General features: G+C 33.5%; 15 protein-coding genes, 1 tRNA gene and 1 pseudogene. 12 read left to right on the top strand and 5 right to left on the bottom strand.

The annotated features are described in order from the left end of the window. Positions 1-88: 88 nt before the first annotated feature. The 4 genes and pseudogenes from A9G17_RS01760 to A9G17_RS12780 form a co-directional block, all read left to right on the top strand. On the top strand, positions 89-5032 hold the full coding sequence (locus tag A9G17_RS01760; protein ID WP_065737220.1) for a DNA repair ATPase: 4944 nt from the start codon (positions 89-91) through the stop codon (positions 5030-5032). Between the two features lie 670 nt (positions 5033-5702). Further along, the gene (locus A9G17_RS01770; RefSeq protein WP_065737222.1) at positions 5703-6125 is read left to right on the top strand and encodes a GFA family protein; all 423 of its coding nucleotides are present in this window, start codon (positions 5703-5705) and stop codon (positions 6123-6125) included. Between the two features lie 159 nt (positions 6126-6284). Further along, positions 6285-6361: transfer RNA gene (locus A9G17_RS01775), tRNA-Arg, on the top strand. Between the two features lie 195 nt (positions 6362-6556). After that, positions 6557-6835: pseudogene (locus tag A9G17_RS12780) on the top strand (terminase TerL endonuclease subunit); the annotation flags it as partial. 38 nt (positions 6836-6873) lie between these two features. On the opposite strand, the gene A9G17_RS01780 reads toward A9G17_RS12780, so the two are convergent. The 3 genes from A9G17_RS01780 to dusA form a co-directional block, all read right to left on the bottom strand. Next, complete coding sequence (locus tag A9G17_RS01780) at positions 6874-7518, bottom strand: hypothetical protein (RefSeq protein WP_065737223.1); 645 nt, start codon at positions 7516-7518, stop codon at positions 6874-6876. A gap of 919 nt (positions 7519-8437) precedes the next feature. Beyond that, positions 8438-10453, bottom strand: coding sequence for a DNA helicase Rep (rep, locus tag A9G17_RS01785; protein ID WP_065737224.1), 2016 nt, complete (start codon positions 10451-10453; stop codon positions 8438-8440). An 84-nt stretch (positions 10454-10537) separates the two neighbouring features. Beyond that, complete coding sequence (dusA, locus tag A9G17_RS01790; RefSeq protein ID WP_065737225.1) at positions 10538-11506, bottom strand: tRNA dihydrouridine(20/20a) synthase DusA; 969 nt, start codon at positions 11504-11506, stop codon at positions 10538-10540. Positions 11507-11587: 81 nt separating this feature from the next. On the opposite strand from dusA, the gene A9G17_RS01795 reads away from it, so the two are divergent. Next, the gene (locus A9G17_RS01795; RefSeq protein WP_065737226.1) at positions 11588-11965 is read left to right on the top strand and encodes a DUF5362 family protein; all 378 of its coding nucleotides are present in this window, start codon (positions 11588-11590) and stop codon (positions 11963-11965) included. Between the two features lie 134 nt (positions 11966-12099). Here the strand turns inward: A9G17_RS01795 and bamE are convergent, their stop codons facing one another. Continuing rightward, positions 12100-12522: an outer membrane protein assembly factor BamE gene (gene bamE, locus A9G17_RS01800; RefSeq protein WP_065737227.1), complete on the bottom strand. Its 423-nt coding sequence runs from the start codon at positions 12520-12522 to the stop codon at positions 12100-12102. 211 nt (positions 12523-12733) lie between these two features. Between bamE and A9G17_RS01805 the strand changes: the two genes are divergently transcribed. Next, entirely contained in the window at positions 12734-13345 is a 612-nt protein-coding gene (locus A9G17_RS01805; RefSeq protein WP_065737228.1) for a BamJ family beta-barrel-assembly machinery protein, read from the top strand. 33 nt (positions 13346-13378) lie between these two features. Here the strand turns inward: A9G17_RS01805 and A9G17_RS01810 are convergent, their stop codons facing one another. Next, positions 13379-14578: an MFS transporter gene (locus A9G17_RS01810; RefSeq protein ID WP_065737229.1), complete on the bottom strand. Its 1200-nt coding sequence runs from the start codon at positions 14576-14578 to the stop codon at positions 13379-13381. 136 nt (positions 14579-14714) lie between these two features. On the opposite strand from A9G17_RS01810, the gene dapB reads away from it, so the two are divergent. From dapB to tamB, 6 genes are all read left to right on the top strand, one after another. Next, on the top strand, positions 14715-15536 hold the full coding sequence (gene dapB, locus A9G17_RS01815; RefSeq protein ID WP_065737230.1) for a 4-hydroxy-tetrahydrodipicolinate reductase: 822 nt from the start codon (positions 14715-14717) through the stop codon (positions 15534-15536). Between the two features lie 27 nt (positions 15537-15563). Beyond that, a complete protein-coding gene (tadA, locus tag A9G17_RS01820) occupies positions 15564-16034 on the top strand; it encodes a tRNA adenosine(34) deaminase TadA (protein ID WP_216354781.1) in 471 nt (156 codons plus the stop codon). A 136-nt stretch (positions 16035-16170) separates the two neighbouring features. After that, positions 16171-16710 carry a hypoxanthine phosphoribosyltransferase gene (gene hpt, locus A9G17_RS01825; RefSeq protein WP_065737232.1) on the top strand — a complete coding sequence of 180 codons (540 nt, stop codon included), beginning with the start codon at positions 16171-16173 and terminating at the stop codon, positions 16708-16710. A gap of 46 nt (positions 16711-16756) precedes the next feature. Beyond that, on the top strand, positions 16757-17209 hold the full coding sequence (locus A9G17_RS01830; RefSeq protein ID WP_065737233.1) for a WapI family immunity protein: 453 nt from the start codon (positions 16757-16759) through the stop codon (positions 17207-17209). 133 nt (positions 17210-17342) lie between these two features. Then, positions 17343-19061 (top strand): autotransporter assembly complex protein TamA, encoded by a 1719-nt coding sequence (gene tamA, locus A9G17_RS01835; protein WP_065737234.1) that lies wholly within the window; start codon positions 17343-17345, stop codon positions 19059-19061. A 1-nt stretch (position 19062) separates the two neighbouring features. Next, entirely contained in the window at positions 19063-22869 is a 3807-nt protein-coding gene (gene tamB / locus A9G17_RS01840) for an autotransporter assembly complex protein TamB (protein WP_065737235.1), read from the top strand. Positions 22870-22922 lie beyond the last annotated feature (53 nt).

The following is a 22922-nucleotide window of genomic DNA, read 5'->3' on the forward strand; positions in this document are numbered from 1 at the left end:
TTAACATTATCACTATTATCTTCCTTCGGTGAAATATTAAATTTTACCGAAGGTAATAGATTTTCTGTAACAAAATCAAGAGTAAAAAATGGCAGAAATAGAACAAGAAAACGAGCAACAAAATACACTCGATAAAGCAGTCGCAGAAGGCGGAGCCTACGAAATTCTTCGTAAACGTTTGACATCATTGGGCCAAGAACTCAATCAAAAAACTGAAGCGTTAAATCAACAACGACTTTCTGAATTTGGTAAAAGCGATATGTCGATCATCGGTCGCATTCGCATAAGAACCGAAAACAATTGTATCGCTCGAGATATCGTTAGATTTGGTGATTGGTTATTATTTGGTTACAACGTCTTTTTAGGATTGAAAAAAGAAACCAAAATTGAAGATGTATTTTCACTTTATCAACTTGTTGAACGTGATGAAAATTACGAAGCGGATCCCGTTGATCTATCAAATACCTTTTTGAACATTGACCGTTTTGTTCAAGACTTCAATGAACTTTATACTTACTACAAAAATGCTCAATTATTGCAACTTGTTGAACGTGATGGCAAGCTCCTTGCCAGTTTCCAGATTGGTGAAAGAGTAAGTGATATTCGGGTATTTCGTTGGTCAATATCCAGTGATAAAAAAACGATTAACTATATTGATAATCGGGGTGAACGTGATATTGCTTTACCTCCTGCTTATGATTTTGAATGGACTGAAACCACCCGTGAAAACATCGTTAACGGTCGATTCTCCCATGTAAATATTCTTGATACCGTTTTTGTTGAAACCATTGGTGGTGACCTTACCATAAAATGTGAAAACAATACAAACGATGGATTAGGTATTTATCGTGAAGAGGTATTAGATAAAAATCAATCAATAAACGATGCAAAAATCGAATATGCAAAAGTAGGTGCACTAATTCTTTTAAAAGTCCTACCCTACCGAGAAGACAATTGGCGATATCTAATCTATAACACACTTACTCAAAAAGTACAACGAATTGACTTTATTGGGCAAGCTTGTATTCAACTTCCAGAAGATCATGGGGTGATATTCCCAGGTGGTTACTATCTACAAAATGGGGAATATAAAACATTCGATCAATCTATGGGGGGAATGCGTTTTAGACGAATTCGTCGTTCACCAAATGGGGAAGATGTTTTATACATTTTTTACGATCCAAATTCTGGTCGCTTAGCTTTATTTAATTACAACATGATAGAGCGAAAATTGGATAACCCAATTCTAGGTCATGGTTATGCTGTATTTGAAGATGGTCGAATGGTCGTATTTGAAGGCGAAAACGATGAACCAACTCGTGTTCATCCTATGCAAATCTGGCAAACCCCTTTTTATAGTGATGAATTTGCGGCAACACAGCCAACCCACAATACCTTTTTAGGCAAAATTGGCAACGCAGAATTAGTGCGTGGTATTTCTGATCTCTATTTTATTTCTCGCGAAATTGATAATCAATCCGTCTCTTCGCAACTATACGGCAAACTAAGTGAAGATACTAAAAGATTATTTGATAGTTATTTTTGGCTTGCTGATGAAAAAAACCTATCATTTTCACCAATACTTCGTAATATTACCCAAACCAGTGAATTAGTACTTGATGAATATGAAAAAGTAGAAAGCATACGCCGTCAATCCGAAAGTGCGATGCGTGAAGCTATTACCAATCAACAAGATTTGTTAACTAAATTATATCCTGATAGCTGGCAGGAAACTCAAGAATTTGTCGATGCACTTAATGCAATAAAAATGCAATTAGGCCGCCTTGTAACATTAAGAACCTATCGTTATATCAATTTAGAACAAATTGATAAAATGGAAAATGAGCTGAAAGAACGTCAATCTTTAGTTTCATTGGCCACCGCCGAATTTTTAGGTAGTGACAAAGCACTTGAACCATTCATTTCAAAAATAGATAAAATTGAAAAATATCTTGAGCAAGCTGACACTGTCGCCAAACTTATTGAGCCAATAAAAAACACTGACGAAATGTCCAATGATTTGGATATGCTTTCGCAATTAATGGCATCATTAAAATTTGAAGACGTTACACTACAAACCAGAATTATTGAATCAATTGCCGAAGTTTATGCCAAACTCAATCAAACTAAAGCAAGAATCAATCAAAAACGAAAAAATCTATCTAGTGTCGAAATGATTGCGCAATTTGGCGCCCAATTCAAACTATTTAGTCAAAGTATCGCAAGTGCTTTAAGCACCGCAACCACACCAGAAAAATGTGACGATGAACTTTCAAGGCTACTTGTTCAACTTGAAGAACTTGAAAATCAATTTAGCGAAAGTGAAGAGTTCCTTAATGACATTCTGACGAAACGCGAAGAAATATTAGAATCTTTCGAAACACACAAACAAGCGTTACTTGAAGATCGTACAAGACGCACCGAAGCCCTACTTACCGCAGCTGTTCGCATTTTAGATAGCATTCCGAGACGTACGGCTAAATTTTCAGATCAAAATGAACTTAATGCTTTCTTTGTAGCAGATCCACTAGCATTAAAAATCCGAGAAATTGTTGAAAAATTGAGAGATCTGTTTGATAACGTCAAAGCCGATGATATTGAATCACGTTTTAAAAGTGCACGTGATCAGGCCATACGCGCATTACGAGATAAATCAGAAATATTCGAATCGGGTGGCAACGTTATAAAATTAGGTCCAAAACACAAATTCAGCGTAAACACACAAGAACTTGACCTAACCATTGTTCCGAAAGAAACACATTTATATTTGCAATTAACGGGTACGGATTATCAAGAAAAAATAGAGAATAGTAAATTAGAGAGTTATAAACCGTTCTGGACTATATCACTTGAATCAGAGTCACCAACAGTCTATCGTGGTGAATACCTAGCCTACTCTATAATCAACGCCATATTAAAAAAAGATCTTGATATCAGTTATGAAGAATTAGTTACTCAATTAAGTCAACCAGAAAGTTTGGTTAAAACCGTTCGTGATTATGCAGCCATGCGATATCGAGAAGGTTATGAAAAAGGTATTCACGATCACGATGCGGTAAAAATCTTATCAAAACTTATTCCACTAGGTGAAGCAGCCGGCTTATTGCGTTACAATCCATTAGCTCGTAGTTTGGCTATATTATTTTGGCAATATAATCAAAAAAGTGATATCGCAAAATTATGGCCGGAAAGAGCCAAGACCTGCAAAGATATTCAAGCTCTATTTGGTCATGATGAAGGATTAATTAATTTACAAGCAGAAATGGCTACAGAGCTAAATCAATTCTTGCAAACGTATCCAATAAAACATGATTATTTTCATATCAAACAAGCGACTGAATATTTAAGTTATGCGCTGGCTGAAATACCGCAGGAGTTTAACTTAAGCAAATATAGCATTTACATGTATGAAGGACTAAAAGCCAAATTGGAAGAACTTCACATGTGGGGCGATTTTAATCAATCGCAACTTAATTTGAAAACTCGCTTGGCTGATCGTTGGAATCTTATTGAAAGTTGGTATAAGGGACTTTGCACACTTCCTCAATATCAGAAATTAGTTGACTACATACCTGAAGCAATTTTGCTATGCATGCTAGACAAAGAAAATAGTATAAGCATGCAAATTAGTGAACTTGAACTGGATATAACGGTTAGCGACTTGTTAGGCGAACATCCAACAATCAAACAAGGAGTTTTAAATATCAACCTTGATGATTTCTTCAGTCGTATGCGCAAACATGCAAGAATCATCATTCCAGAATTTCGGCATTATCAGACTTTACGCCAAGAAGTTCTTGATGACCAGCGATACTTTTTGCACATTGATGAGTTCAAAGCTAAACCGTTAAGTTCATTTGTTCGTAATAAACTTATCAATCAAGTTTATCTTCCTATCATTGGTGATAACCTAGCCAAACAAATGGGTACCGTAGGGGAAAGCCGACGAACCGATTTAATGGGATTATTATTACTTATCTCCCCTCCTGGTTATGGTAAAACAACATTAATGGAATATATCGCTAATCGTTTAGGCCTAATTTTTATGAAAATTAATGGGCCAGCATTAGGACATAGTGTTTTATCTTTCGATCCCGAACAAGCGCCAAATGCAACAGCACGTCAAGAACTTGAAAAGTTAAATTTAGCCTTGGAAATGGGTAATAATGTCATGCTTTATGTGGATGATATTCAACACACCAATCCTGAATTTTTACAGAAATTTATCTCATTATGTGATGGTTCACGTCGTATCGAAGGTGTTTGGAAAGGTAAAACAAAAACTTATGATTTAAGAGGTAAAAAATTCTGTGTGATAATGGCCGGTAACCCATATACCGAGTCAGGTGAAGTATTCAAAATACCCGATATGTTAGCTAACCGTGCTGACATATATAACTTGGGAGAAGTTCTTGGTGGAATGGATGAAGTTTTTGCATCAAGTTATATTGAAAACTGTCTCACCTCTAATTCAATTCTGTCTCCTTTGGCATTACGTGACCTTAATGATCTGTATCATCTAATTGATCATGCCCAAGGCAAACCACTTAATACCAATGAATTGAGTTATGACTATAGCCAAGCTGAAATAAGTGAAATTGTTGCAGTTTTACGCCACTTATTAAAAATTCGTGAAGTAGTATTTAAAGTTAATCAACAATATATCATTAGTGCAGCACAATCGGATAAATACCGTACTGAACCTCCGTTCAAATTACAAGGTAGTTATCGAAATATGAATAAACTCGCCGAAAAAATTTCATCAGTAATGAATGATGAAGAACTTAATCAAGTTATTGAAGATCATTACTTGGGTGAAGCACAATTGCTAACCAACGGCGCAGAAGAAAATCTACTCAAATTAGCCGAAATTCGAGGAGTATTAACAAAAGAACAAACAGAGCGATGGCAACAAATCAAAAATGACTTTATGCGAAATAAAACGCTGGGTGGTGACGAATCCAATACCGGAAATCAAATTGTCACTCAACTCGCTGATCTTGTACAAAGCATACAAGCGTTAAAGTTATAAAATATGCAGACTAAACTATCGCTAATCACATTGTTTAGTCTGCTCATAAATCACATCTATACTAATAAAAATAAAAGCGGGACCGCTTTTCCCGCTTTATTAAAAAACTACTCCATAAAACATATAAATACTATCGTTATTCAAGCATTTTAGTGCATCAATTAATAATTCTAAATTAACTCATATTAAATTTTGTAAGAAAGTATTAAACATTGTGATTTTACAAAAGTAAAAATTTGCACACTTTGATATAAATTTCTAATGATTTATTTGTATTGTCTAATTTGCTAAAAAAATAAAAATATCAAATCCTATTTCAGAATACTTTATCAAAAAAAAATCTGATAGGTAATTTGTTTGTTATTAGAACAGTGCACCGCGAGCAATTTCCATTCATTCTATTACCAATAGAATTAACAAAAAAAATGAAAGAAGAGATTAAGATAGCAGGATTAATTAATGATGCATTTGAATGCACTAAAAATGATGAAAATTTTAAACGAAAATTATTAACATCCTTGCATCTCTTTCATTCAAAGCCGCTTATAGCGGCTTTTCAATAATAATCATTTACAAAATTTAATTGCCTAATTCACTTACTTATTTGTTTTTATAGATTACCATGTAAAAATAAGTCTAAATTTATTAAATTAACAAAAGGAATTCAATCATGATAACAGGCAATTGTTTATGTGGAGAAGTTGTTTACCAGTTAAATAGTGATATTAAAACTATTGTGTTTTGTCACTGCTCAAGATGTCGTAAGCAAACTGGAACAGCATTTAATGCATCTGCAATAATAAAAAAAACAGATTTAACATTCATTAGAGGTGAATCAAATATAAAAATTTATGCCAAAAATGGCGTTAATCGCCATTTTTGTTCAAATTGTGGATCGCATATTTTTTCAGTTCGAGATAATGATAGTAATACTTACCGTTTACGTATCGGGCTTATTAATGAACCAATTATGACTGAAGATCGTATACACATTTATACCGATTCAAAAGCAAACTGGGATAATATTTGTGATGGTTATACTCAATACCCTGACGCTATAAACCCGTCTAATTTAACCTCCAATAATAGTTAAATATTGTTCAATTTTAAGTTAGAATTTTGGTTAACTTAAAAAGTTAATTGGTTAAATTGATGATATTTTGTCAATCCAGTCGAAAAACAGTTAAAAATCATTGACGGATCAAAATAGATTTATATAATACACTGCGTTTACTCAAAAAAACGCATCAAAGTCTCCTTAGCTCAGCTGGATAGAGCAACGGCCTTCTAAGCCGTAGGTCACAGGTTCGAATCCTGTAGGGGACGCCATTACTAGGTTCAAATACATTCTAAAAAACATTTAATTCCAAGCTTTCCACTTAAATTAACATGCATTTATATTTTAAAATATCATATAAATTCAAAAGGTTGTGACCCCATTTAGGACTACGCTATAGAAAGATTTAAAGCACATTAATCATACTTTAATGTTTACAATACCACTCAATTAAAAATATCTGCTTTGATGTCGAGCCATCCCTACAGACCTATGCACGCTATAGCCCAACGTCGAAAACTGCTGAGGTATTTATTAGTTGTAAACGGATTAAACATAATGACGATCCTGTTTTGGCTTGGGCTATAGGTAATATAATGATGGAAACAGATGCTAAGGCCAATATTAAACCCAATAAAAAGAGAGCAGCCAACAAGATAGACCCTGCAGTTGCTTTCCTGATGTCATTCGGTACCTACTTACTTGAATATGGCGAGATAGATATCAACCAAAAACTTATCAGATGAACAAAACAAGCATTAAAAGAATTTAACTGACTAGAGTTTTATAGAGCATCTTTAGACAAAGTGATTAAAAAATTATAGAACCTGTTCTTTTCATTATTGATGTAATCTTGATGATTTTTTTCCATTTCCTCGATTAATGATGAAATTTGTTTTTTAGCGGTGATTTTTTTTTCCTTATAAATCTCATTTAAGTAAGAAGCTGAAATTTGATCAATCAAATTATTATTTAATTCAACTATTTTTTTTTCTTTTTCATCATCAAAAAGAAATTTATTATCTGAAATAATCTTAATCCACCAATTAAATTTTTCAATCGAAGCATTTAAATCAATGCATTGATTTGGATATTTTCTCTTAATTGTTTTTTTAAAATAATCAACATCAGTTTCAAAAGGTGAATCCTGATCTTTTTTGGATTTTACAATGTAATCATATTGTGTTATAGATGTTATATTTGATTGATATGATAATTCCTCCCTTATTTCTCTAAAATATTTTTTATATATATCATTATAATGATCAAACAGTATATTCATCTCCTGATTTAATATAATTAGAATATCTTTATTTTTAGCAATTTTAATTTGTTTATTAACAAACCAAAAACCAATAATTGTTAACATTACTAAAAATAGTCCATTATATTCATTTAATTTATTTATTAACCATACTAAACATTCCATTTTATTATCCTTTTCAATAAATTTGTATTAATAATATCATGTTATGATCAACATACAACACTATAACAACATGGACTTAATTAATATTAAATTTGTAAGTGTTATTTGTATCATAAAATCACAAAAAAGTTTTTTATTTTTCCATCATTAATAAAATATCATTAACTATTTGATTTATATTCAAACTACAATAAAAAATTAACTGATAAAAATTGATTAGTAACAATTAATTATATTGTAAATTTTGATTTTGTAGAGGACGCTATTTGAGACAATATCACAACAATCAATCATGATAAACCCTTATAAAAACAAGAGTTAAATTAACCCACCAAGACTGTTATTGATATAAAACGATTAACAACGAATATACAACTACATTATTTTTATGGTATTTTTTGGGATAAAGATAAAAATACCGTAACCATATTAACGATAAAACCTATTGACTCGTCTAAAACCAATGACAATCATAAAAATTACTAGATTTTGAAAGCCTATATTTATACATTACTTCATGGAAACGACACTATTCCACTTATATCAACACATTGATTAAACTTACTTATAGTTTAATGTTTCTAAGTTTTATTCCGATTGGTTCAAAATTACCAGATATCAAATTCACAACTAGCTTATTTAGGTTAAATAAAGTCAAGAGACTACTTTGAATAAATAATTCTTTAACGATGTTTATAAAATACATTTATTATTCGTTAAAGGTATTAGAAATTATGGTTTCAAAATTACCATTTATCATAACCAATTAATTTTTTTATATATTATTGGTGATACATAAAATTAACTTTGTTTGAATATTTGGAAATTTAACGTGACAATATTGGTAGATTTTTAATTTTTTTGTTTAATAATTCTACCAATATAATATTTAGCAATAACATAAGTTATTTGGCATTAGCTATTTGGCATTAGCTATTTGAGCCTTTAGCATGGCTAGCCGACTTTGGCCTTGTTGCATTTTCTTTTCTGGCGATAGTTGGTTTGATACATCTTGCCAATCTAAATCATCTTGAGGTAATTCTAATAAGAATCGACTTGGTTCGACATATACTGTTTCACCAAACTGTTTACGTTGACGACTAAATGAGAAAGTAAGTTCACGCTGTGCTCTTGTGATACCTACATATGCAAGACGACGCTCTTCTTCAATATTATCTTCATCAATACTGGTCTGATGAGGTAATAGCCCTTCTGACATGCCAATCAGATAAACATAAGGAAATTCCAAACCTTTTGAAGCATGTAATGTCATAAGCTGAACTTGATCGAGATCTTCTTCGTTTTCATTACGCTCTAACATATCACGGAGAGTAAATCTTGCTACAGCTTGTTCTAAGGTCATACTTTCATCAATATCATCGCCTTGTAACATGTCATTTAACCAACTAATTAGCTGTTCAACGTTACGCATTCGCATCTGACCAGCTGTTGGTGATGCTGACGTTTCATAGATCCAACTTTCGTAATGAATACCATGTAATAGTTCATGAATAGCATCCATTGGCTCAGTGTGTGATTTTTCAATTAATGAATCAAACCAATGAATGAAAGTATGCAACGTTTCCATACGTTTGCTTGAAAGTAGTTCCGTTAGGCCGATATCATGGCTTGCTTGATATAAACTCACGCCACGATGATTTGCCCACTCACCCAGTTTTTGAATGGTTACTGGACCGATTTCCCGCTTTGGAGTATTGATAATACGGATAAAGGCATTATCATCATCAGGATTAGTCAATAAACGCAAATATGCCATAAGATCTTTAATTTCAATACGCGCAAAAAATGAAGTTCCCCCTGATATTCGATATGGGATGCGGTATTGCATGAGCATTTTCTCAATTAAGCGTGATTGATGATTACCTCGATATAATATGGCATATTGACCATATTGGCTATTGTTAGCAAAACGATGTCCAATTAAGTCGTTTACCACTTTTTCAGCTTCGGAATCTTCATTATCTGAAGATATTATCCTTAATGTTTCACCATAACCCAGTTCTGAAAAGAGTTTCTTTTCAAAAATGTGTGGATTATTTTCGATTAAAATATTAGCAACTTTTAATATACGCCCAGATGATCGGTAATTTTGTTCAAGTTTGATGACTTCTAAATTAGGAAAATCTTGATTAAGTAATACTAAATTTTGTGGGCGGGCTCCACGCCAAGAGTAGATAGATTGATCATCATCTCCAACCACCGTAAACTTAGCTCGATCGCCAACCAGTAATTTAATAAATTCATATTGGCTTGTGTTAGTATCTTGGTATTCATCTACCAACAAATAACGGATTCGATTTTGCCATTTTTCGCGGACTTCTTCATTATTTTTTAACAACAATGTTGGCAATAAAATAAGATCATCAAAATCTAAAATGCTACACGCTTTCAACTGTTTTTCGTATAGTTGGTAGCAATGCGCAAAAAGCTTTTCTTTATTGGTTTGCGCGCGCGCCATAGCTAAGGTTGAATCAACAATGTCATTTTTCCAGTTTGATATCATAGCGCGAAGTTGATTAATTAGATCTTTATCCCCTTCCAGCCATTGCTGGGTTAATTCTTTCAGTAATGCTGTTTGATCATGGTCATCAAATAATGAAAAATTGGATTTGATCCCCAAATGTTTATATTCTTTCCTAACAATATCAAGTCCCAAAGTATGGAACGTTGAAATTTTAAGTCCCCTAGCCTCTTGTTTAGTAATTGAATGAGCTATACGTTCTTTCATTTCACGTGCAGCTTTATTGGTAAAAGTAACTGCAACAATATGTCTTGGCAAATATTCTTTAACCCGAATTAAATAGGCAATTTTATTAATAATAACACGAGTTTTGCCAGAGCCAGCACCTGCTAAAACAAGGCATGGACCTGAGACATATTCGACGGCTTGTTGTTGACTTGAATTTAAACGCACAGAGTATAAACCATTAAGAAAATTGGCGGCTAGTATATAACGATATGCTAGCCACGTGCAATTGTAACAAATTTGAAGTAAATTTTATTGAATAAAGCCTAAAGCTTGTTCTACAACCTCAATGCCTGCACCTTTTTTATGAGCATTTTCGCTAAGATATCGACGCCACTGCCTTGCTCCTTTACAACCGTTAAAAATTCCCAGTGTATGGCGCATGATGTGGTTTAGTTGTGCACCTTGTGTTAATTGTTGTTCAATATAAGGATAGAGTGCGCGGATAGCTGCTTTAGGTTTGATGATTGGCGAATCTGATCCAAAAATCTGTGAATCAATATGGGTTAATAATAATGGATTTTGATATGCTTCTCGACCAACCATTACACCATCTACATGACACAGATGTTGTTTGATTTCGTCTATTGTTTTTATACCACCATTAATGGCAATAGTTAAATCTGGGTAATCTTGCTTAAGCTGATAAACACGCTCATAATTAAGTGGAGGTACTTCACGATTTTCTTTAGGACTTAAACCAGATAACCAAGCTTTGCGAGCATGAACAATGAAAGTATTAGTATAAGGCATCACTTTATCGATAAATCCACGCAAAAAATCATAACTATCGAAATCATCAATTCCAATTCGTGTTTTGACTGTGACGGGTATATCAACCTGATCTTGCATCTGCTTAATGCAATCTGCAACTAAATCAGCTTTCCCCATTAAACAAGCACCAAACATACCATTTTGTACACGATCGGATGGACAGCCTACATTTAAATTAATTTCGTTATATCCACGTTGTTGAGCCAACTTTGCACATTGTGCAAGTGCTTTAGGATCACTACCTCCTAATTGTAAGCTAATTGGCTGTTCTTCTTGGTTGAAAGCTAAATAATCACCTTTGCCAAATAGTATTGCACCAGTTGTTACCATTTCGGTATACAAAAGTGTTTTTTTGGTTAGAATTCGATGAAAATAACGACAATGCTTATCAGTTAGATCCAACATTGGTGCAACAGAGAAATGATTTAAATCAATTTTTTTTTGCAAACTTACCTCGACATTATAAGAAAAAGTGTTATTCTATCCGTCTTTTTTTAAGACAAAGATTCATAGTATAAGGGAATTAACATGGATATCAATGAAACAAACATTATTTCAATTAACTCTACGGAATTATTAAGAAAACAAATGCGATTTATTGCGATTATGCAACAAATTTTTGGAGTCATAGCTATTATAGCTGGTGCGATTAGTTGTTTAGGTATTATCACCGCAATTGTCGGTGTTCCCGTTATTTTGGGGGGGATAAAACTGTTTAAATCAGGAAATTCATTTAGTCTAGCTGCAAATCTGCAAAAAGGGGATGACATTGTTGAAGCCATAACTAATTTACATGGTTATTGGAAATTTCAATTAATCACTTTCATTTGTTCAATTCTATTTTTTATTCTATATGTTATAATTCTAGTTGTATTTGTAGCTTCTTTCGCTCAAGGCTATCGTTAAGTTCAGATTGTCCGCACTATAGTTTATCGTTTTACTGAGCTCAATAAAAAAAGAAAAACCTCGCAATATTACGAGGTTTTTTTATTTTAGTGAAAAGATGGACAAAATTGCGATTAAAATGAAGTGTTAGATGATTATTGATTACTAAGATTAGTCTCATCATCAGATTGTATGTCAATATGATCCGATATTTCTTGCTTATTCATTTCTTCTAAAGATTTTGAACCTTCCAATGCTGAAACTTTAATATCTGTCACTCTACCCATTTCATCAAAGTAAATGGAATACGTTCTTTGACTGATACTTTTATGTTGTGGTTGTTGACGAAAAACATAATACCAAACGTTATCACCAAAAATAGAAGTTAACATCGGTGCACCCATAATAAAGACAACTTGATCTTTTGTTTGACCAACTTTCAATAAATCAATTGCTTCTGGTGTCACATAATTACCTTGATTGATGTCAGGTCGATACACCCAATTATCAACGACTGAACAACCAGTTAATAAAATACTAGTTAAAATTGCAAGCGAGGTAAATTTACGAAACGGCATCTACACTTAACCTATTTTGAGAATATAATGGCGCATATTATCGCTGATATTTTAGCTGAGTGCTAGCCAAATTAATAAATTCTTTCCCGATTGTGTAATAAAACAGTAATAACGCATTGATAATGTAAATTACTGCTTGACATTTATTTGCTTATCTACAAACTAATTAACTTATTTATAAATTCTATCCATTAACCATTAAAGGTAAAAAATGAAATTAGAAACGATTGATCAAAAAGCAAGTTACGCTATAGGATTACAAATTGGCCAACAATTAAAAGACTCAGGTCTAAATAATTTAGATCTCAATGCATTAAAATTTGCAATGGAAGATGTATTATCAGGTAATCAACCTGCACTCCCTTTGCAAGAATTACATGATGCATTACGCCACGTACATGAACAAGCAACCAAAGAAAAGGCTAAACAGGCCGAAAAAATTGCGCAAGAAGGCAAAGATTTTCTTGCAGAAAATCTAAAAAAAGATGGCATTAAATCAACCGAATCTGGTTTACAGTATGAGATCATTACTGTTGGTGAAGGAGCACTACCAAAAGCAACTGATCGCGTACAAGTTCACTATACTGGTCAATTAATTGATGGCACTGTATTTGACAGTTCTGTTGAACGTGGTCAACCTGCTGAGTTTCCTGTTAATGGTGTGATACCTGGCTGGGTTGAAGCTTTACAACTTATGCCTGAAGGTTCTAAATGGCGTTTGTATATTCCGCAAGAATTGGCTTATGGAGCACAAGGTGCTGGCGCATCAATCCCACCTTATAGTGCATTAATTTTTGATGTTGAATTATTGAAAGTTTTATAAGTAAAAATGGACGCGAAAGCGTCCATTTACCTTTTAATTATGATTTGTTTTTGGTAAAAAATAAGAGCTAAATGCAGCGATAAACAATAAAACACTTGCTATACCAAAAGCAACAAGATGAGTATGTAGATTATCATAAGCCCAACCGCCTAACCATGAACCAATCATAGCTCCGAATTGGTGACCTAAATAAGTTAATCCAGAAAGTAATCCTACAATTTTTACACCATAAATATCTGCGGTAATCGCCCCTGAAGAGGACAAAGCACCAGCCCAAACTAATCCTCCTAACACTGCAATAGTAAATAGTTGCCATTCATTTGATGCTAAAACCAAAGCAATAAAACCGATGCCTCTAACTAAATAAACCATCACTAAAATATTTTTTCTTTGGACAATATCAGAAAGATACCCTAGAGCTAATGTACTAAAAATGGCGACAAAACCAATCATTCCAATTGCATTAGAACTCACCATTTCATTAAATCCATGGTCAATGAGCATTGGAACACCATGTGTTCCTAATAAATTCATACTAAAACCACAAGTAAAAAGGCCAAAACTAAGCTGCCAAAATGGTATAGTTTTTAATACTTCGATAAGTTTGATACTGGATTGTGGTTCTTGTACAGTATCTTGATTAAACTCAATGATATCTGTGTGATGATCTTTCATTATAATAAGTGCAACTGGCACGGCTATAATCATAAAAAGAATAGAAAACCCAACTAAAGTAGTTTGCCAACCATACATAGGAATGAAAAAAGCAAATACTGGTAGCATTACCGCTATTCCAGCCATACTTCCTGATGATAAGATAAATAAGGCTAATCCTCTATGTTTGTAAAACCACTTTGTCACAATAGGTGTAAAACTGACTGAACCGACAAATGATGTGCCAAATGATAATGCAATGCCAAATGAAAAAAGAAAATTCCAATAATCACGAGACATCGCCGACCAAATAGTTGAAAGTATAATTATCAGGGTACCAAGCAATAGCACAAAGCGAGTACCGTATTTACCAACCAAATAACCAGCTATTGGCATAGCAATACCAGAAAAAAGCATGCCAATAGCGATAACACCAGAAAGAACACTGCGGCTAAAACCAAGATCATTAGCTATAGGAAGAAAAAATACACCCATACTCATTCTAAGTCCGCTGGAAAGCAATGTTAAAATTGATGCAGCAACGACAATATTCCAACCAAAATACCACGAAAAACGCATACCTATTCCCAAATATTTTTTATAGATAATTTACCAACTGTAATCTCATTTTAGTTTAACAATATGTATAAGTCATTTAATTTCCGTTATAATGCCACCAATTAACGACCATAGACAAAAGTGTAAGGAAAGTTATATGTCTACAAACATTATTCGTATCGCTATCGCTGGTGCCGGTGGCAAAATGGGACGACAGCTTATTCAGTCTGTTGCGCAAATCGATGGCGTAACATTAGGAGCAGCATTTGAACGTGAAGGTTCCTCTCTTATTGGATCTGACGCAGGCGAACTTGCTGGTATTGGTGTTTGTGGAATTAAAGTATCGGACAAACTCGACCAAGCTAAAGATAAATTTGACGTACTCATTGATTTTACTCGACCTGAAGGCACATTGAATCACTTAGCTTTTTGTGTCGAAAATAAAAAAATGATGATAATTGGCACAACTGGTTTTGATGATGCAGGCAAACAAGCAATTGCTGATGCTGCAAAAAAAATCAGCATTGTTTTTGCGGCTAATTTTAGCGTTGGTGTAAACTTAGTGCTTAAGTTGCTTGAAAAAGCGACTAAAATTATGGGCGATTATAGTGATATCGAAATCATCGAAGCACATCATCGACACAAAGTCGATGCTCCATCAGGCACCGCTTTAGCTATGGGTGAAGCAATCGCTGATGCACTGAATTGTGATTTAAAAGATCGGGCTGTTTACTGTCGTGAAGGACATACTGGTGAACGTTCTAAAGGAGCCATAGGCTTTGCTACCATTCGAGCTGGTGATATTGTTGGCGAACACACAGCCATCTTCGCTGATATTGGTGAACGAGTTGAAATCAGTCATAAAGCATCCAGTAGGATGACCTTTGCTAATGGTGCAGTGCGAGCAGCATTGTGGCTTGCAAAACAACCTATTGGTTTGTATGACATGCGCGATGTCCTTAATTTAAATAGCTTGTAAATTCTTAAAATGTTAGATGAAGTTTGGATGCAACATGCACTCATGTTAGCTAAAAAAGCTGAAGAAATTGGGGAAATTCCTGTTGGTGCGGTTATTGTCGACGAAAATAATAACATTATTGGCGAAGGTTTTAATCAATCAATTTTGACACATAGCCCCACTGCTCATGCTGAAATGATAGCATTAGCAAACGCGGGTGAATATTTAAAAAATTATCGATTAATTAATACTACCCTTTATGTCACATTGGAGCCTTGTATCATGTGTGCAGGCGCTATTATTCACAGTCGTGTTAAACGAGTTGTCTATGGTGCAAGTGATTATAAAACGGGAGCTGCAGGTTCATTAATTGATATTCTTGCACATCAGGGTATCAATCACTATGCAGAAGTAACTGGAGGAGTGCTAGCAAATGAATGTGGTAATATTTTAAGTGAATTTTTCAAAAAACGGCGCTTACAAAAAAAAGCACTTAAGAAGTGCTGCCAAGAAGTTTGAGGTCAACTATACGTTTCAGTAAAAAAACAAGTATTTTTTATTAGGTTAATAAAAAATTGCCTACTTATTCTTTTTAGTCAGGAAAATTGATAAAATCTAGTTTGATTTATTTAAAAAGTTATTTTGAGCACAATTAATGAAAAAACACACATTAGAAATGATGATATCCGAAGAAGATATCAAAAAACGCGTAATTGATTTAGGTCTACAAATTAGTCAAGATTATAAAGATAGTCAAAACGAACTAGTTTTAGTTGGGCTTTTACGAGGTTCATTTATATTTATGGCCGATTTAAGTCGAGCAATCACAGTTGGTCATGAAGTCGATTTTATGACTGCATCAAGTTATGGTAATGCGGTTGTTAGTAATCGTGATGTCAAAATTCTAAAGGATTTGGATGAAGATATTCGCGATAAAGATGTATTAATTGTTGAAGATATTATTGATACAGGTAATACACTAAGTAAAGTGATGGCAATCTTAAAATTACGTCATCCACGTAGTATTGAAATTTGTACCTTACTTGACAAACCGTCACGTCGAGAAGTAAATGTACCAGTAAAATATATCGGTTTTTCTATTCCAGATGAGTTTGTAGTTGGTTATGGTATCGACTATGCTCAGCACTATCGTCATTTACCTTATATTGGTCATGTAACACTACTTGACTCTTAATTAAGGGTTAGTTTTAAAATTTAAAAAAGCAAGCAAGGACGAATAAATGATCGAGTTAACAGATATTACAAAGACAGTAAATTTACAATTTAATATCGTCGGTTATGAGTTCCCTAACAGCAAAGATGATTGGTGTTTACTAAAAGTCATTGTCCAACAAAGTGGTAATCGGTTTGAAAAAACCGATCCTGCTTTAGAAATTGCTGATTTACGCACACTTTACAATTGGTTTAATGATTTATCAAAAAGCCAATTACCAAGTGATGCTAAGTTACGCTTTACTGAGCCTTGCTTTTCACTTGCATTTATTTCTTACAAAAATCAAATAGTAACAATTTCAATTACACTTAGTTGTGAGCTTGAACCGGATTTTTGTCTTGATGCCCCCTATGAGTTACAAGATAATTGGACAATCTTTTTTAAATTATCTAAAGATAACTTAGCAACGATACTAAAACATTTAAAACAATGGATTGTAAAGTTCCCTTATCGAACATAATATTTCATGAGAATTAACTTTATTTTACAAAGCGTATCATAGACGATGAAACAGCAAATATGTTAAATTTACAGACCATAACAAACCCATAATAGCTTCCAAAAACAATTTCTAAAAAATCATCGAGGTGTTTGTGTCACGATTTTCCCGTTCATTATGTTTAGTTTTAATGATAACTACAGCATATTGTTATGCCGATATGCAGTTATCAATTAAAGGTTTATCTGGGGAACTTGCTAATAATGTAAATGCCCGAGTTTCGTTAATTGAACAGAGTAAAATCAATAATTCACCAAATTTTAAACGTTATTTTGAAAGCGAAGCACAAAAAGCTCTTCGAGCATTAGGATATTACTCCCCTAGTTTTGAATATTTTGAACAAGATCCTAAAGTATTAACTGTAAAAATTTCACCCGGCGAACCAATATTAATTGAACAAATTAACATAAATATTACAGGTGAAGGTGAACAAGATAAAGATTTCAATGAGTTACTTGAACATGACTTGCCTAAAAAAGGCGATATTTTAAATCATGGTAGTTACGAATCATTCAAAAAAGCATTGCTTAATTTATCTTTAGAAAAAGGATATTTCGATGCTAATATGTCTAAGCATCAGTTAGCCGTATCAAATTATGAACACCAAGCTTATTGGAATATTGATTTTAATACTGGTCAACGTTACAAATTTGGTAAAGTTAGTTTTCCAAATGTGAAAATCCGAAAAGACTATTTGGCGAATCTTGTACCATTTAAAGAAGGTGAAAAATATACGGCTGAACAGCTATCTGTATTAAACAGACGTCTTAATTCAACCAATTGGTTTAATTCTGTTCTTGTTACACCAGACTTTCCTCATCTAAGTGATGATAAAACGCTCCCTATTGAAGTAACAACTTCACCACGGAAAAAAAATAGTATGGATCTAGGGTTAGGATACTCAACGGATAATGGTGTACATGGTAAGATTGGCTGGAGCAAACCTTGGATTAATAGTCGAGGACAAAGTTTTCAAAGTAATTTATCTTTATCATCACCTGAACAAATGATAACTATGAGTTATAAAATACCATTAAAACAATCACCTTTAGAACAGTATTACACCATCCAAGGTGGTTATAAAAAAATTGACAATAATGATACCTATTCGCGCTCCTATACTTTTGGAGCATTGCGCAATTGGGATCGCTTTGAAGGATGGCAAACAGCATTGGGGCTAAGTATGCTACGGGATGATTTTACCCAAGGGGACTCAAGTTATAAAACATTCTTATACTATCCCTCGCTTAGTCTTTCACGCATCCGTAGTGACGATAATATATTAGCTATGTGGGGTGATTCCCAACGTTATTCAGTTGAAGCCGCAGCGGAATCATTAGGTTCTGATATCAATTTAGTTCGTTTCCAAGCACAACAAACTTGGATCCGTTCATTAAAAGAATCTCATCGATTTATTGTTAGAGGAAATTTTGGGATAATTCAAGCGAGTAATTTTAACAGAGTACCACCTTCTTTTCGATTTTTTGCTGGTGGTGATCGAAGTATTCGAGGTTACAGCTACCAATCTATTTCTCCAGAGGATAAAAAAGGGAAACTTAAAGGTGCATCTAAACTTATCACTGGTTCTGCAGAATATCAATACAATTTATCTGGTCCATGGTGGGGAGCAGTATTTATTGATAGTGGTGAAGCAATAGATAAAGTTGATAAAGCTAAATTTTATACTGGTAGCGGATTTGGTATTAGATGGTCATCACCTGTTGGCCCTATAAAATTGGATCTGGCAACCCCATTAAACAGAAAAGATAAAGGCTCTGTTCACCTTTATATTGGTTTAGGAAGCGAATTATAAAATGTCTGAAAATGCTAATCATGATGCAGTTGCAGAAAACTCAAAATCCAAACGAAAATGGAAAAAAAGAAGTATTATTATACTGTCTATTTTCATCTTTCTAATTACATTTATCATTATGGTCATTTACACAAGTTTAGGTGTAAAACTCACCATGTTTGCATTAAATAAATATCTGCCAGAACTGAAAATTCAACAAGTTGAAGGATCGTTTCATAATTTACATATACAAGGACTTTCATTAGATTTAACTGGGGTCCATGTAAGCGTTCAAGATGCTTCTCTTGAATTATCAGGTTCATGTTTAATACAGACCAAGATCTGCCTGAAAAACTTTGATGCAGATGGAGTAAACGTTCAGATTGATACCAAACAATTCGAACCTTCAGAAAAAGATACAACAGATACAACAGTAGACGAAGAACGATTTATTATCAAAACACCATTACCGATTGAATTAAATGCTACACAGCTTAACAAGGTCAAAGTGAACGTTGATGATATGCAATTCGGTATGTCAAGTTTTACTGGTAAAGCGATATGGGTTAATGAAAAAATTTACGTATATCCTGCGGTTGCTATGGATTTGAGTGCAATTTTTTCTGATAACACATCACCTCAAGGACAAAAAACAGAAAATAATTTGCCTATTAATGAACAGATTAATCAATTATTTAATGAACCACTGATTACTTCTTTACCTCAAGTAAGTATTCCATTAGATATCAATGTGAGTAATCTAAGCGGAAATAATTGGTTATTACATATCGGAGGGGAAGATTTTCGATTTAATCAAGTTAACATTGAAACGGATATGATAAATAATCATATTATGGTAAAACAAGTTGATACCAACATACAGACTCCATATATAAATGGACATGCATCTGTTAATGGTGAGATCATTCTTGGTGATGATTGGCCACTCGTTGCGTTTATTAAAGTGGATACAAAAGAAAATCATTTAGATGGACAATTTTCTGGAAAATTATTAGGTAAATTAGCGACTCACACCTCAATTAAAGGATTAAATCAACTTAATATCGATGGTCATATTAATTTTATCGAAAAATATTTACCTGTTATGGCCAAATTGAATGGTAAACATATTCAATGGCCTCTTGAGGGAGTGGCCCAATATCAAATTAATGATTTTGATCTCGCTATTGATGGCAATGTAGAACAATATAATTTATCAACCAAAGGGTCTGTCGCAGGTGAAAATTTACCAGCAACAATATTTGACATTGCTGGTAACGGCACCAACCAAGGAGCAACCTTCAAACGAGGAATTATCAAGTTACCCCAAGGTGAGATTGCTGCATCAGGAAATGTGAATTGGCAAAATTCACTGCAATGGAATACCAATGTGAAAATTAATCAAGTTGACCTTGCAAAAGAGATACCTGATTACCCTATAAAATTAAATGGTCAACTCAATACAACGGGTAAATTAGCAGGTGAAACTTGGCAATTCAATGTTACTGATTTAGATTTAATAGGTAAAATTAAACACGCTGATTTTTCGGCTAACGGTAATTTACAAGTTGATTCTAAACGTAATTTATCCGCTAATGATCTAGCAATAATCTGGGATAAAAACCGAATAAATGTAGATGGTTCAACGGAAAAAGGAAATTTGAATGCAAAGCTTAATCTAGCATCTTTAGCATTATTGGTCGATGAGATGCAAGGATCAATTTTTGGTAACATCAAAATGGCAGGAACGAAATCAAATCCTATCATTGATACAAATTTAACCGTAGACGCTTTAAAGATGCCAAATATCTCAATATCTAAAGCAAATTTATCCGGTAAAATGCATTATCAAGACCAATTAAACTTACAACTAAAACTTATTGGACAAAATATTGAGGTTTCCAATCAGATAATTAAAAAAGCAGACATTGATCTTGTTGGTAATGAAAGTAAGCATACTTTAAGTATTGATCTTGAGGGTAATCCTGCATCATTAAAAACATCATTAACGGGGAAAATTGATAAAGACCATACTAAATGGAGTGGTAATATATCTAATGCACTATTAAATTTAGGTAATAATAACCATTGGTCATTAACTCAACCTTTAACTTTAACTTATAATTTAAATCAACAAATACCCACTATTGGAGCCCATTGTTGGCACAATAGCTCTTCAAGCATCTGCTTAGATAAGCCATTATCACCTATACCTAATTCTCAATCAACAATAACCCTGAAAGATATTGATTTAGCTAGATTACCTATACCTAATGATGGCGAGACAAAACTTGCAGGTAGCATAAACGGTAAAGCAGAAATTAAATTTAGCAATAACAGCAAAACGCCGGCTATTAAAGCCAATATAACCAGTAATAAGGTTTTTGTTCAGCAAATGATAGTAAATCAAGCCTTACCTATTCCATTTGATTTATTTAATATTAATGTAGAATTTAATGAACAACAGGCTAAGTTAGATTGGCATTTTAGTCTAAAAGAATTAGGAAGAATTAATGGAGATCTACTTATTACTGATCCAAACAATCAGAAAAAATTAAGTGGTCAATTAATAATTGATAATTTGGCTTTGGCAATCCTTAATCCACTGTTAGATAAAAATGAATACACTAAAGGTGCCATTAATGGAGCGGTTAAATTTTCTGGTTCATTAATGGATCCTTATCTAACGGGCAATATCAATCTTAAACAAAGTGAAATAAAAACTAATCAATTACCTATCGACATTAAATCAGCAACGCTTGATATAAAATTGAATGGTAAATCTTCAACCTTACATGGGATTCTAACGACTCAATCAGGTAATGTTGATATTATCGGTAATGCAAGCTGGCAAAATTTAGATAAATGGCAAGCTAATTTAACGGTCAATGGTGCAGCAATGCAGGTATCGGTTCCACCAATGATTGTAATGAGTATTGTCCCTGATATCAAAATTAACGCAACTCAAGATGAGTTAACTCTATTAGGAAAAGTTAACATACCTAAAGGTAAGATTACTGTTGATTCACTGCCAGAATCAAGTGTCGATGTTTCACCTGATGAAGTGATGCTTGATAGAAATGGAAATCAAATAGAACCACAAAAATTTGGTATGAAAATCAATAGTCATCTTGAAATTAATATTGGGAATGATGTTTCTGTTGATGCATTTGGTTTAAAAGCTAAACTAAAAGGACATTTAGTTGCCACTCAGACGAATAAAGGTTTAGATCTACATGGTGAAGTATTAATTCCTAGTGGACGGTTTAATGCGTATGGTCAAGACTTAGTTATTCGCAAAGGAGTGATTACTTTTTCCGGTCCAAGCGATCGCGCCATACTTGATGTTGAAGCAATACGTAATCCAGATTCAATGGATAAAAGTAATATTACCGCAGGTATTCGGGTAACTGGCTCATCGGAAGATCCAAAAATAGACATTTTTTCAGATCCTGCAATGTCGCAGCAAGAAGCATTATCTTACCTTATCCGTGGACAAGGTCTTGATAACTCAGATCAAAGTGAAAACGATACGATGACAGCATTATTAGTCGGAATTGGCACCTCCAAAACAGGCAAATACATTGGTGATTTCGGTAATATGTTTGGGATTAAAAACCTTACTTTAGATACTCAAGGCGCTGGTGACAGTTCAAAAGTGGTCGTAAGTGGCTATATTTTACCGCATCTACAACTTAAATATGGAGTCGGTATTTTCGATTCTCTGGCAACTTTTACATTACGCTATAGACTTATGCCAAGTCTCTATTTAGAAGCGACTTCAGGTTTAGCTCAAGCACTAGATGTAATTTATCAATTTGAGTTTTAAATTTACTAATCAAAGTTAATGTAAACGATAAAATTTATGGATATGGATGGGTT

It is taken from the genome of Gilliamella sp. wkB7, assembly GCF_001693435.1.
Classification (GTDB): Bacteria; Pseudomonadota; Gammaproteobacteria; order Enterobacterales; family Orbaceae; genus Gilliamella; species Gilliamella apicola_N.